General features: G+C 29.4%; 12 protein-coding genes. 11 read left to right on the top strand and 1 reads right to left on the bottom strand.

Annotated elements, in window-relative coordinates:
* Positions 1 to 4: 4 nt before the first annotated feature.
* Complete coding sequence (locus B5464_RS10980) at positions 5 to 859, bottom strand: PPK2 family polyphosphate kinase (protein WP_079738398.1); 855 nt, start codon at positions 857 to 859, stop codon at positions 5 to 7.
* A 165-nt stretch (positions 860 to 1,024) separates the two neighbouring features.
* On the opposite strand from B5464_RS10980, the gene B5464_RS10975 reads away from it, so the two are divergent.
* From B5464_RS10975 to B5464_RS10925, 11 genes are all read left to right on the top strand, one after another.
* Entirely contained in the window at positions 1,025 to 1,813 is a 789-nt protein-coding gene (locus tag B5464_RS10975) for an MBL fold metallo-hydrolase (RefSeq protein WP_079738397.1), read from the top strand.
* A gap of 16 nt (positions 1,814 to 1,829) precedes the next feature.
* Positions 1,830 to 2,351: a superoxide dismutase family protein gene (locus B5464_RS10970; protein ID WP_079738396.1), complete on the top strand. Its 522-nt coding sequence runs from the start codon at positions 1,830 to 1,832 to the stop codon at positions 2,349 to 2,351.
* Positions 2,352 to 2,640: 289 nt separating this feature from the next.
* Complete coding sequence (gene trmD, locus B5464_RS10965; protein ID WP_077808771.1) at positions 2,641 to 3,324, top strand: tRNA (guanosine(37)-N1)-methyltransferase TrmD; 684 nt, start codon at positions 2,641 to 2,643, stop codon at positions 3,322 to 3,324.
* Positions 3,325 to 3,348: 24 nt separating this feature from the next.
* On the top strand, positions 3,349 to 4,821 hold the full coding sequence (locus B5464_RS10960; protein ID WP_231963596.1) for a glycosyltransferase family 39 protein: 1,473 nt from the start codon (positions 3,349 to 3,351) through the stop codon (positions 4,819 to 4,821).
* 118 nt (positions 4,822 to 4,939) lie between these two features.
* Positions 4,940 to 5,290 (top strand): 50S ribosomal protein L19, encoded by a 351-nt coding sequence (rplS, locus tag B5464_RS10955; RefSeq protein WP_077808769.1) that lies wholly within the window; start codon positions 4,940 to 4,942, stop codon positions 5,288 to 5,290.
* A gap of 325 nt (positions 5,291 to 5,615) precedes the next feature.
* Positions 5,616 to 7,841 (top strand): NADP-dependent isocitrate dehydrogenase, encoded by a 2,226-nt coding sequence (locus B5464_RS10950; protein WP_079738394.1) that lies wholly within the window; start codon positions 5,616 to 5,618, stop codon positions 7,839 to 7,841.
* 156 nt (positions 7,842 to 7,997) lie between these two features.
* Positions 7,998 to 10,376: a TonB-dependent receptor gene (locus tag B5464_RS10945; protein ID WP_079738393.1), complete on the top strand. Its 2,379-nt coding sequence runs from the start codon at positions 7,998 to 8,000 to the stop codon at positions 10,374 to 10,376.
* A gap of 4 nt (positions 10,377 to 10,380) precedes the next feature.
* Complete coding sequence (locus B5464_RS10940) at positions 10,381 to 11,211, top strand: DUF4249 family protein (RefSeq protein ID WP_079738392.1); 831 nt, start codon at positions 10,381 to 10,383, stop codon at positions 11,209 to 11,211.
* Between the two features lie 52 nt (positions 11,212 to 11,263).
* A complete protein-coding gene (gene murQ / locus B5464_RS10935; RefSeq protein WP_079738391.1) occupies positions 11,264 to 12,076 on the top strand; it encodes an N-acetylmuramic acid 6-phosphate etherase in 813 nt (270 codons plus the stop codon).
* Positions 12,073 to 12,318, top strand: coding sequence for a DUF6095 family protein (locus tag B5464_RS10930; protein ID WP_077808764.1), 246 nt, complete (start codon positions 12,073 to 12,075; stop codon positions 12,316 to 12,318). Before murQ ends, B5464_RS10930 begins: the two co-directional genes overlap by 4 nt.
* Before the next feature lie 2 nt (positions 12,319 to 12,320).
* Positions 12,321 to 13,328 (top strand): DUF6695 family protein, encoded by a 1,008-nt coding sequence (locus tag B5464_RS10925; protein WP_079738390.1) that lies wholly within the window; start codon positions 12,321 to 12,323, stop codon positions 13,326 to 13,328.
* Positions 13,329 to 13,332: the final 4 nt, after the last annotated feature.

Here is a 13,332-nt window from a genome sequence, read left to right as displayed (position 1 = left end):
TTATTTATTCGTTGTTTAATTGATTTTTAAATTCTTCGATTCTTGCGGCATCTTTAGCTGGCAATTCTGGTGCTTTAAAATCGTATGTATCTAATTCTTTTTTTAATATTTCTGCTAAAATATATCTAGCAGAAGGTTTATCATCTGCCGGAATTATAAACCAAGGTGCATTTTCTTTTGATGTTCTGTTTAATAAATCTTCATAACAAAACTGATATTTATCCCACAATTTGCGCTCTTTTAAATCTCCTGCAGAAAACTTCCAATTCTTTTCTGGTATATTCAATCTTCTTAACAATCTATTTTTTTGTTCTTCTTTAGATAGATTTAAAAAGAATTTAAGAACTATCGTTCCGTTTTTTGCTAAATGACTTTCAAACTCATTAATTCTATCCATTCTATCATGATAAAAAGCATCGTCTAAATCGACTAAACTTTTTACGGTTGGTATGTTTTCGCCGAAAACATATTCTGGATGCACTCTTGTTACCAAAACGTTTTCATAATGTGTTCTATTAAAAACACCTATTTTACCTTTTGCTGGCAAAGCTATATAATGCCTCCACATAAAGTCGTGTTTTAGCTCTAATTCTGTAGGCACTTTAAAACTATGCACTTCTACACCTCTTGCATTTACGTTTTTAAAAACCTCTCTAATTAGGCTATCTTTACCAGAAGTGTCCATACCTTGTAAGCAAATTAACACACTATATTTACCTTCGGCATACATAGCATCTTGCATTTTACTTATTTTTTTACGCAATTTTTTTAATGATTTTTCTGCGTCTTCTAGAACTTCTTTTGTATTAAAATCTTGTAATTTAATAGCACTAGAAACTCTATATTTTTCTGTTTTCATCTGATAAATATTAATTTTTAAAGATAAAAAAAATCTCTTTTTTATCGAGGTTTTTAAAAGATATTTAACAAAACATTAAAAAAGGTTTCAGAATTAAAAAAAGCTTAACAGAAAAGGAAATTTAAAGTTCTTATCTTTGATTAAATCGTAAAAAAACACATAATAATGAAACTTAAAATAACGTACTTATTAATTGTAGCTTTTTCTATTTTATCTTGTAAAAAAGAAGAAACTAAAAAACAAAGTGAAAAAACAGTTACATCAACAGAAAAAACAACCAATACTTCTGATTTAAAGATTACACCAATTTCGCATGCAACTGCTGTATTAACTTTTAAAGACGAAATTATTTATTTAGACCCAACTTTAGGTCAAGAGGCTTTTTCTGGTTTTAAAAAACCTACTTATGTTTTAATTACTGATATTCATGGTGATCACATGGATTTAAAAACACTAAAAGCTCTAGACCTATCATCAACAAAAATAATAGCACCAAAAGCGGTAGCAGAAAAAATTAAAGACATTAATGCAAAAGAGATTATTGTAATTAATAATAGTGAAACTAAAAATTTTACAAATTTTAATGTAGAGGCAATTCCGATGTATAATTTAAGAGAAGAAGCTTTAAAATTTCACTCTAAAGGAAGAGGAAACGGCTATATTTTAACCATTAATAACGAAAGAATTTACTTTTCTGGAGACACAGAAGATATACCAGAAATGCGCAATCTAAAGAATATTGACAAAGCATTTATTTGCATGAATTTACCTTATACTATGACGGTAGAAAGTGCTGCAGATGCTGTTTTAGCCTTTAAACCAAAACAAATTTACCCATATCATTACAGAGGTACAGAAGGTTTAAGCGATGTTACTAAATTTAAAGAAATCGTAAATAAAAACGATAATTCTATCGAAGTTGTGCAGCTAGATTGGTATCCGAATAGAAAATAATTAAAAAATATATTTTATGAAGTATTTAAAAAAAACATCATTATTTCTTTTAACAATTATAATTTTAAGCGCCTGTAGTTCAAATCCAAAAAAAGCAGTTGCTGTTATTAGCCCAAAAAGTGGTAGCGATATTTCTGGAACTGTAACTTTTACAGAACAAGATGGCATGGTTACCATGACAGCAGAAGTAAGAGGACTTTCTGAAGGAAATCATGCAATTCATATTCATAAAATTGCTGATTGTTCTTCGGATGATGGAAAATCTGCTGGCGGACACTGGAATCCGACCGAAAAAAATCATGGAAAATGGTTACAAGATCCTTTTCATATTGGTGATATAGGAAATTTAGTTGTTGATGAAACTGGTAAAGGTTCTATTGAAAGAAAAACAGATTTATGGGCAGTTGGCGGCGAAAATGATTTAAAAAATGTGGTTGGTCATGCGATTATAATTCATCAAGGACCCGACGATTTTAGCTCTCAACCTTCTGGCGCAGCAGGTGCAAGAATTGGTTGTGGAGAAATTACTAGAAAATAATATTTAAAATATTGCCAAAACTTTTTACCAATAAATGGTAAAAACTAAAAAAACATCTATCGTCTAAACAGTACTACTATTTTGATGATAGGTGTTTTTATTATCAATTTTCTTTTTTCCAGTTTTTTAGAGTTAACAAATTATTTGTTTTTATAAAATCCATAGAAAAGTTTTAGAAAAAAATAATAATTGAAGAGTTTGTAGAATCAAACAAATGGAAAGAAGTTTTAAAAAAAAGCCAATTAAAAAAAGTTATTTTATAATTCTTTAAAAAACTTACATTTGCAAAATGCGAATAGATATTATTTCAGTTGCTCCAGCCTTATTAGAAAGTCCGTTTAATCATTCTATAGTTAAACGCGCTAAAGAAAAAGGATTGGCAGAAATTATAATTCACGATTTACGCGAATACGGTTTAGGAAACTATAAACAAATAGACGACACACAATTTGGTGGTGGTGCAGGTATGGTTATGATGATAGAACCGATTGCAAACTGTATTAGAAAGCTACAATCGGAAAGAAAATATGATGAAATAATTTATATGACTCCGGATGCAAAAACATTAAACCAAAGTACTGCAAATACACTTTCTTTAAAAGAAAACATCTTAATCTTAACAGGACATTATAAAGGTGTAGATCAAAGAATTAGAGATTTATTTATAACAAAAGAAATTTCTATTGGAGATTATGTGTTAACTGGAGGCGAATTAGCTGCTGCTGTATTAGTTGATGCTGTGGTTCGATTAATTCCGGGAGTTATTGGTGATGAACAATCCGCACTTACAGACTCTTTTCAAGACAACTTATTATCTCCGCCAGTTTATACTAGACCTTCAGATTTTGAAGGAAATAAGGTTCCTGAAATTTTATTATCTGGTAATTTCCCAAAAATTGATGATTGGAGAACTGACAAAGCTTATGAAAGAACACAAGAAATAAGACCTGATTTACTAGACGAAAATTCGTAAAAAAACATTTTAAATTTTATTTATTTGGAAACATTACTAAATTATATAAAGCAACACAAAGCAATTTCTTGGGTTTTAGGTTTTCAATTATTTAGAATTTTACTTTTACCATTTATGGGCTTAATGCCTCAAGATGCGTATTATTATTTATACGGACAAAATTTATCTTTATCTTATTTTGATCATCCAGGGATGATTGGATATATTTTAAGATTATTTACAGATATTTTTGGCACCTCTATTTTTGTAGTAAAATTTGCCGATTTTTTTATTACCTCTTTAACTATTCTTAGTTTTTACAAATTAGCTTCTTATTTTTTACCCAAACAAAAATTAGAACGAGCTTTTGTATTATTAGCTTCTACCATATTTATTTCGATTCTATCGTTTAACTCAACTCCAGATGTACCTTTATTATTATTTTGGTCACTAAGTTTAATTAGCCTTTACAAAGCAATTTTCGAGAGTAAAAAATGGTATTGGGTTTTTGCTGGTTTGGCAATGGGACTTGCATTTAACAGTAAATACACTGCGATTTTATTGCAATTTGGTTTGTTAGCATTTTTAATTTTCTCTAATAAATATAGAAAATTGTTACTATCACCATGGTTGTGGTTTTCTTTAATAATTTCTGTTGCAGTTACTTTTCCTGTTTGGTATTGGAATTATCAAAACGATTTCGCTTCGTTTGCTTTTCAATCATCAGAAAGAACAAGCTCTATAACAGAATTTAAAATTTCACCGAACTATTTCTTTGGCGCAATTGGCCATCAAATGTTTTTATTGCTGCCTATTTTATTTCTAATTTTTATAACTTTTACTTTTAAATATGTAAAAAGAGCTGTTACAAAATTTAAAATTCCGCAAGCTAAAACATTGTTTTTATTAGCTTTTTTTATTCCAACTTTTTTAGGTTTCTTTTTATTGACACCTATATATTGGGTAAAATTAAATTGGATGATGCCATCGTACATCACCGGAGTAATTATTGCAGGAATGTTTATCAGTAAAAAGTTACTAAAAATTCAGCTTATATTTTCTATTGTATTTCATTTGTTAGTTAGCTTACAAATTATCTTTTATCTAGTTCCTATTAAAAGTGATGACACTTGGGTTGGATGGAAAGAATTAGCAACAGAAACAGAAAAATTAAAAGAACAATATACAGACGCTTTTGTTTTTTCTAATGATAACTATAAAACTTCGGCAGCACTAAACTTTTTTATGGATGATAAAGTGTACGCCCAAAACATTATTGGTTTACCAGCTTTACATTTTGATTATTTAGGCGATAATTTAAATGATTTAAAAGGTAAAAACGCAATTTTTATAGATTCTGACAAGCGTTTTAAAGACAAAAATAAAATAGGTAAAATTGATAGTTTATTAACTAATAAATTTAAAAAGGTAACTGAATTAGAACCAATTATCATCAAAATAAACAATAAAGAGAGTAGAAAATTCTGGATTTTCTATTGTACTGACTATCAACCTTAAAAATAGTTCGCATTTAGTTTTTAGAACTAAAAAAAAGTACTACTTTTGCAACCGCTAAATTAACCTCTGACGAAAAAATCGTGAATGTTGTTTTACAAAACCAATTAAATTAAAAGATATGGAATCTTTAGTAAAATTTGTACAAGACGAATTTGTAACAAAAAAAGAATTTGCAGAATTTGCAGCAGGTGATACAATCACTGTTTATTATGAAATTAAAGAAGGTGAAAAAGTACGTACTCAGTTTTTTAGAGGTGTAGTTATTCAAAGAAGAGGTGTAGGAGCTTCTGAAACTTTTACTATCAGAAAAATGTCTGGTACTGTAGGTGTAGAAAGAATCTTTCCTGTAAACTTACCTTCTATTCAAAAAATTGAAGTTAATAAAAGAGGTAAAGTTCGTAGAGCTAGAATCTTTTACTTTAGAAGTCTTACTGGTAAAAAAGCTAGAATTACAGAAAAAAGAAGATAATTCTTCAATTTATAAAAATACTAAAAAGCACTGTTTTATTACAGTGCTTTTTTTTGTTTTAAACTAATTTAAAACCTTCTATATTAAAAGGCTGTAACCCAAAAATTAACCTCAATAAAGATGAACAAATAGTTAAATTTTGTTTAATTTTTCGAATAAAAACATATTCACATCAATACATGCTTTTTATTATCAATCCCCTACAAAAACAAGGTAATTAATAACAATTAAACAATTAGAATTTCACATTAAATTCATAAATTTGTTCCACTTTTTTTACGAAATCCATTTCGTATAAAGTTTAATTTCTAAAAAACAATTAAAAATGAGCAAAATAGCCAAAATTGTATATACAAAAACTGATGAAGCTCCTGCTTTAGCAACACGTTCTTTTTTACCAATAGTAAAAGCATTTACAAAATCTTCTAATATAGAAATTGAAGTAAAAGATATTTCTTTAGCTTCTAGAATTCTTGCTAACTTTTCTGATTATTTATCAGAAGAACACAGAGTAGAAGACGCTTTAGCATATTTAGGTAATTTGGCTAAAAAGCCAGAAGCTAATATTATTAAATTACCTAATATTAGTGCTTCTGTACCACAGTTAAAAGCTGCAATATCAGAATTACAAGATTTAGGCTATAGTTTACCAGATTATCCAGAAGAAGTTACAACAGATGAAGATAAAGCTGTATTAGCTCTTTATAATAAGGTAAAAGGATCTGCAGTAAACCCTGTTTTAAGAGAAGGTAACTCTGACAGAAGAGCGCCAAAAGCTATTAAAAATTATGCACGTAAAAACCCACATTCTATGGGTGCTTGGGGTGCAGATTCTAAAACACATGTAGCTACAATGAGCGAAGGTGACTTTGCACACAACGAAAAATCTGTTACAATAAATAATGCTACAAACGTAACAATTACACACGTTGCAGATAACGGAACTAAGACTGTCTTAAAAGAAAATTTATCTTTAATTGATGGTGAAATTATAGATGCAACTGTAATGAGTAAAAAAGCATTGCTTTCTTTCTTAGATAAAGAATTTGCAGATGCTACAGCACAAGGCGTTTTACTTTCTTTACATATGAAAGCGACTATGATGAAGGTTTCTGACCCAATTATTTTTGGTCATGCTGTTAGAACTTATTTTAAAGAATTATTTGAAAAACATGCTGCTACTTTTGATGAAATTGGAGTTGATGTTAACAATGGTTTCGGTAACTTATTAAGTAACTTAGAAGAAGTATCTGCAGAAAAGAAAGCAGAAATTTTAGCTGATATCGATGCTATTCTTGCTAAAAATGCAGATTTAGCAATGGTAAATTCTGATAAAGGAATTACTAATTTACACGTTCCTTCTGATGTAATTATTGACGCTTCTATGCCAGCAATGATTAGAACATCTGGAAGAATGTGGAATTCTAAAGGAGAATTACAAGACACAAAAGCAGTAATACCAGATAGTTCTTATGCAGGTATTTATGCTGCAACTATAGATTTCTGTAAAAAGAATGGTGCTTTCGATCCTACAACAATGGGTACAGTTCCTAACGTTGGTTTAATGGCTCAAAAAGCAGAAGAATATGGTTCTCATGATAAAACTTTTCAAATGTCTGCAGCTGGTAAAGTTGTAGTTACAGATGCTGATAACAACACTTTATTAGAGCACAATGTAGAAGAAGGAGATATCTGGAGAATGTGTCAAACTAAAGATTTACCAATTCAAGATTGGGTAAAATTAGCAGTTACAAGAGCTAGAGCTTCTAAAACACCTGCTGTTTTTTGGTTAGATGCTAACAGAGCTCACGATGCAGAAATTATTAAAAAAGTAAATACATATTTACCAAATCATGATACTTCTGACTTAGACATTAGAATCTTATCACCTATAGAAGCTACAGAATTCACTTTAGAAAGAATTGTAAAAGGAGAAGACACAATTTCTGTTTCTGGTAACGTATTAAGAGATTATTTAACAGATTTATTTCCTATTCTAGAAGTTGGTACATCTGCAAAAATGCTTTCTATAGTTCCGTTAATGAATGGTGGTGGATTATTTGAAACTGGTGCCGGAGGTTCTGCCCCAAAACATGTACAACAATTTATAGAAGAAAACCATTTACGTTGGGATTCTTTAGGGGAATTTTTAGCATTAGCAGTTTCTTTAGAACACTTAGGTACTGTTAACAACAATGCAAAAGCAATTGTATTATCAGAAACTTTAGATGATGCAACAGATAAATTTTTAGATAACGATAAATCTCCATCAAGAAAAGTTGGCGAATTAGACAACAGAGGTAGTCATTTTTATTTAGCAATGTATTGGGCTGAAGGATTGGCTAATCAAGATAAAGATGCAGACTTAAAAGCTACGTTCACCAAAATCGCAAACGATTTAAAAGAAAATGAAGCTAAAATTGTATCAGAATTAAATGAAATTCAAGGTAGCGCTAACAATATTGGTGGTTATTATCAACCAACAGATAGTTTAGCAGATGCTGCTATGAGACCAAATACTTTACTAAATTCTATTTTAGCAAGTATTTAATCTTTAAAATTATTAGTATTATAAAATCCGGTGTTTTACACCGGATTTTATTTTTTACACAAATACGATTCTTATTCTAAATTTTTAACGTTCTATTAAAATTAAGAATTGTACTTTTGTTTAATTAATTATTACTGCAATTAAACAAAACATAAAATGCTACGCAAAAAACAACTATTTGTTTTCTTTCTCTTTATTGGTTTGTCAATTTTAGGACAAGAAAAAATTACACTTAGCGGTACTGTTTATGACAATACTAATAACGAAACCTTGATTGGAGTTTCAATTTATTTCCCTGAACTAAACGCTGGTACAACAACCAACGAATACGGATTTTATTCAATTACAATTCCACAAGGAAACTACAAAATTCAATTAAGTTACTTAGGTTACGCTACGCTTTTAGAAACCATTAATTTATCAGAAAAAACTACAAAAAACTTTAAACTTCTTGAAGCTACAGAAAGTCTTAATGAAATAGTAATTGAAAGTAATATTGAAAAACTTAATTTAAAAACACCACAAATGAGTGTTAATAAATTAACTTCTTCTACCATAAAACAAATTCCGGTTGTTTTAGGAGAAGCAGACATTATTAAATCTCTAATTCTTTTACCAGGTGTTACAAGTGCAGGTGAAGGAGCTTCTGGATTTAATGTTAGAGGTGGTGCTGCAGATCAAAATTTAATTTTATTAGACGAAGCAATTGTTTTTAATTCGTCTCATTTATTTGGTTTTTTCTCGGTTTTTAATCCTGATGTAATTAAAGATGTTCGATTATATAAAGGTGGTATTCCTGCAAAATATGGCGGAAGACTTTCATCTGTTTTAGATATTTATCAGAAAGAAGGAAATAGTAAAGATTTTAAAGTTACTGGTGGAGTTGGTTTGGTTTCTTCGAGATTACTTATCGAAGGTCCTTTAGAAAAAGAGAAAAGTTCTTTTTTAATTGGTGGTAGATCTTCTTATGCTCATATTTTTTTACCTCTTTTTGATAATGACAATAAAGCCTATTTTTACGATGTAAACACAAAAATAAACTACCGATTTAACGACAAAAACAATTTATTTTTATCTACTTATTTTGGTAAAGATGTCTTCGGGTTAAGTGATAATTTTGTAAACGATTATGGTAATACTGTGGTAAACTTACGTTGGAATCATTTATTTACAGACAAATTATTTTCTAACTTATCTTTAATTTATTCTGATTATTTCTACGGATTGATTCTTGACTTTGTCGGCTTCGAGTGGGATTCTGGCATTACAAACTTCAACCTTAAATACGACTTTAATCATTATGTGAGTGAAAAAGTAAAATTAAGTTACGGAATTAATAATATCTACATCAAATTTAATCCCGGAGAAATAATTCCTAATAGAGAAGATTCTGGTATTGTTGCAGAAAAATTAATTGACAAATATGCAAATGAATTTGCTGCTTATATTGATGCTGAACATAAAATTAGTGACAATTTTAGACTACAATATGGTGTTAGATTTAGCAATTTTACTCGATTAGGGCAAGATGAGTTAAACACCTATGCAAATGACCAAGCAGTTGTATATAATTCTGAATTTAAAAAATATGAATCTGCAGAAGCAACTGGCGTAGAAAACTATAAAAGAAGCGATGTACTTGCAAGTTTTAACAATTTAGAACCAAGAGTTTCGATGTCTTACATTTTAGATGATAATTCTTCTATAAAAGCGAGTTATAATAGAATGGTTCAATATCTACACCTGCTTTCTAACACCTCTTCTCCTACTCCATTAGATGTTTGGACACCAAGTGGAACCTTTGTAAAACCTCAGCAATTAAATCAATATGCTGTTGGTTATTTTAAATCTTTTAATGAAGGAAAATACACATTAGAAACAGAAACTTTTTACAAAGATATTAGCAATAGAATCGATTATATAAATGGCGCAAATTTAATTGCGAATAACGAAATTGAAACCATTATTTTAAATGGTAAAGCTAGAGCTTACGGATTAGAAATGTTGTTCAAAAAAAATGAAGGAAAATTTCAAGGATGGCTATCTTACACACTTTCTAAATCAGAACAATTAACTGCAGGTAGAACAGCTGAAGAACCAGGAATTAATAACGGAGAATGGTACAGCACACCATACGACAAAACACATGATTTTTCTGTAAATGCTAGCTTCAAATTAAATGATAAGTGGAAATTCAATTCTAATTTTGTATTTCAAACAGGTCAACCAACAAATTATCCGGTTGGGCAATACGAATATCAAGGTTTAAACGTGCCAATTTATGATGATAATAGACGAAACTCAGACAGATTGCCAAACTACCATCGTTTAGATATTTCTGCAACTTTAAATCCAGAAAAAAATAAAAACAGAAAATGGCAAGGAGAATGGGTTTTTGGTATTTATAATGTTTACGGAAGACAAAATGCAGCTTCTTTAGCTTTTACACAAAACCAAGAAACTTTTAGAAACGAAGCTGTACAAACATCTATTTTTGGTTTAGTGCCATCTGTAACTTACAATTTTAAATTTTAATAAGATGAAAAAGATATTTTTTTACTTAGCGTTAATTGTCTTACTATTTTCTAATTGTGAAAAAGTTATAGACGTCGATGTACCAACCATAAGTCCTAAATTAATAATAGACGCATCTTTCGAAGTCTATTTTGATGAAAGCCCAGTTACCGCAAAAACTATTGTAAAACTTAGAGAATCTGCAGATTATTTCGAAGAAACTATTCCTACAGTTACAAATGCAACTGTTTTTCTAACAAATTTATCAGATAATTCTGTTATTAATTTTTCTGATATAAATGCTACAGGAAATTACGAACCGATAACCGATTTTTTACCAGAAGATAATATAGAATATGAGTTAACGGTTATTTACAACAATGAAACTTTTAAAGGAAAAGCCACTAAAGTAAAATCTACGCCTTTTATTAGTGTAGAGCAAGGTGATGAAACTTTATTTACTGGGAATGAAACTGAATTAAAAGTTTCTTTTGAAGACGACGGAAATACCGAAAATTTTTATGTTTTAGATTATACAAACAATATATTTTTAACGCTAGATGACAGATTTTTTAACGGAGCGGTTTATAATTTTTCTTCTTTTTATCAAGAAGATGAAATAGAATTACCTGCAACTGTTACCATCAAATTATCTGGTATTTCAAAAAGTTATTATACATATTTCGAAATTTTAACAAGTCAAGCAGGTGGTAATGATGGTGGCCCTTTTCAAACAGCACCAACAGCTTTATTAGGTAATATTATCAATACTACTAATGATGATAATTATCCTTTAGGTTATTTTCATATTTCTGAAACTGATACTTTTGAAATTAGTTTGGTAGAAAAAAACTAAAACTTCAATTAAATCATCATTCAAGAATACAAAAAATCTGTATTTTTGAATGATGACATTTATAAAAACTACAGAACAAGACTCTAATTACAATCATCTAGAAAAGATGTCTGTAAAAGAAGTATTAAAAAATATCAATAAAGAAGATAAAACAGTACCATTAGCTGTAGAAAAATCTTTACCTCAAATAGAAAGCTTAACAAATAATATTGTTACTAGTTTAAAAAATGGTGGAAGACTATTTTATTTAGGAGCTGGTACTTCTGGTAGATTGGGTGTTGTAGATGCCTCTGAATGTCCGCCAACTTTTGGTGTTTCTTATGATTTAGTGGTTGGCATTATAGCTGGCGGAGATGTTGCCATTAGAAAAGCAGTTGAATTTGCAGAAGATTCTAAATTACAAGGTTGGCAAGATTTACAAGAATACAATATCACAAATAAAGATATTGTAGTTGGTATTGCTGCATCTGGCACAACACCTTATGTTATTGCTGCCTTAGAAAAATGTAACGAGAATAATATTGCTACAGGTTGTATAACATGTAATAAAAATAGTCCGTTAGCGAAGGTTTCAAACTTTCCTGTAGAAGTTGTTGTAGGTTCTGAATTTGTAACCGGAAGTTCTAGAATGAAAGCTGGAACTGCACAAAAATTAGTTTTAAATATGCTATCTACAACTACCATGATTCAGTTAGGAAAAGTCAAGGGAAATAAAATGGTAGACATGCAACTTTCTAATAATAAATTGGTAGAAAGAGGGCAAAAAATGTTAGCATCAGAATTAAATATCGACTTACAAAAAGCAGCTGCATTATTAGAAGAATTTGGTAATGTTAGAAATGCAATAAAAAATTATACGAAATGAGCACAGATGTAAACTTATTAGGCAAGGGTTTAAAACATATCGGAATCTTAATTTTACTTTTTATTGTTTCTCCTATTGTCTTAACAATGGCTTTTAAAGCTTTAAAAAAGTTTGAAGATACTTCGCAAGAATATCTTTCGTATATCTTAATTGTTGTTGCAGTTATTTTAATAGTTTTTACATTGTACTTTGCTTTTAAAACGTTTCAAATATTATTAAAAGCAATATTTAATAATTCTTAACAATGCAGCATTCAGACGGAATAATCATTATTCTTTCGTATCCAGATACGGTTGTGAGACCTGCTTATTGGGAAACTTTAAGTAATTTTTGGCCCAAAATTGGCATTGGTAGCAAACACGCTGTACAAGCTGGTCATGCGGCTTTACTGTTATTAGAAAAAGGAAATAAAACCATAAAATATTTCGATTTTGGCCGATACATTACAACGTATGGTAATGGTCGTGTTCGATCTGAAGAAACAGATCCGGAGTTAAAAGTTACAATAAATGCTGAGTTTAAAAATGACAAATTAACAAACTTAGAAGAAATTTTACTTTGGATAGAAAATAATCCTGAAAAAACCCATGGAGATGGCAGATTGGTGGCTAGCGTTCATGATGAAATAGACTTTTATAAAGCACACAGCTTTATAAAAAGTTTACTTAATGCTAGAGAAATTCCTTACGGTGCTTTTTTAAAAAACGGTACAAATTGCGCAAGGTTTGTAACCGATACTATTATAGCTTCTACAAATAATAAAAAGATTGGTAAGCAGTTAAAAAAATCTAATTTACTTACTCCTAGCCCAATAGGCAATGTTATTAAAGCCAATACAAACAATACTATTTATTGTATCTATAAACAAGAAATTAAAACTTATTTAAATAGATCTATTTTAAAAGAATACAAAGCTTCTTTTTTTAAAAAATTTAACGGCGAACCTAATTTAAAAGGAACAGAAAAACCAAATTTAGAGGTTTTCAACCTACAAAACGGAACTTGGTTAGGCGGAATAGGAAGTGGCGCTTGGTTTAGAATTGAAGAAAAAAAAGATGATCAAACTTATAAAATAGCAAGGTATGATGCTAAGGGAAACAAAGATTTTGAAAACTTCTTTTTATTAAATGAGCCTAACTTTAATCACCTAGAAAATTATAAATTTATTCACCCAACAAATTGTAAAGAAGTTTATATTCAACAAAATAACATCAAATTCACTTTCAAAAAGACTGTTTTAAAAGCAAATTAAACGA

Source organism: Polaribacter sp. KT 15 (assembly GCF_900143115.1).
Taxonomy (GTDB): domain Bacteria; phylum Bacteroidota; class Bacteroidia; order Flavobacteriales; family Flavobacteriaceae; genus Polaribacter; species Polaribacter marinaquae.
Note: the sequence above shows the minus strand (reverse complement) of the source record. Positions and strands in the feature narration are given on the sequence as shown.

Excerpts from the sequence above, each read along its gene's own strand:
- B5464_RS10980 (WP_079738398.1), bottom strand. The coding sequence starts at position 859 with ATGAAAACAGAAAAATATAGAGTTTCTAGTGCTATTAAATTACAAGAT.
- B5464_RS10975 (WP_079738397.1), top strand. The coding sequence starts at position 1,025 with ATGAAACTTAAAATAACGTACTTATTAATTGTAGCTTTTTCTATTTTA.
- B5464_RS10970 (WP_079738396.1), top strand. The coding sequence starts at position 1,830 with ATGAAGTATTTAAAAAAAACATCATTATTTCTTTTAACAATTATAATT.
- trmD (WP_077808771.1), top strand. The coding sequence starts at position 2,641 with ATGCGAATAGATATTATTTCAGTTGCTCCAGCCTTATTAGAAAGTCCG.
- rplS (WP_077808769.1), top strand. The coding sequence starts at position 4,940 with ATGGAATCTTTAGTAAAATTTGTACAAGACGAATTTGTAACAAAAAAA.
- B5464_RS10950 (WP_079738394.1), top strand. The coding sequence starts at position 5,616 with ATGAGCAAAATAGCCAAAATTGTATATACAAAAACTGATGAAGCTCCT.
- B5464_RS10945 (WP_079738393.1), top strand. The coding sequence starts at position 7,998 with ATGCTACGCAAAAAACAACTATTTGTTTTCTTTCTCTTTATTGGTTTG.
- B5464_RS10940 (WP_079738392.1), top strand. The coding sequence starts at position 10,381 with ATGAAAAAGATATTTTTTTACTTAGCGTTAATTGTCTTACTATTTTCT.
- murQ (WP_079738391.1), top strand. The coding sequence starts at position 11,264 with ATGACATTTATAAAAACTACAGAACAAGACTCTAATTACAATCATCTA.
- B5464_RS10930 (WP_077808764.1), top strand. The coding sequence starts at position 12,073 with ATGAGCACAGATGTAAACTTATTAGGCAAGGGTTTAAAACATATCGGA.
- B5464_RS10925 (WP_079738390.1), top strand. The coding sequence starts at position 12,321 with ATGCAGCATTCAGACGGAATAATCATTATTCTTTCGTATCCAGATACG.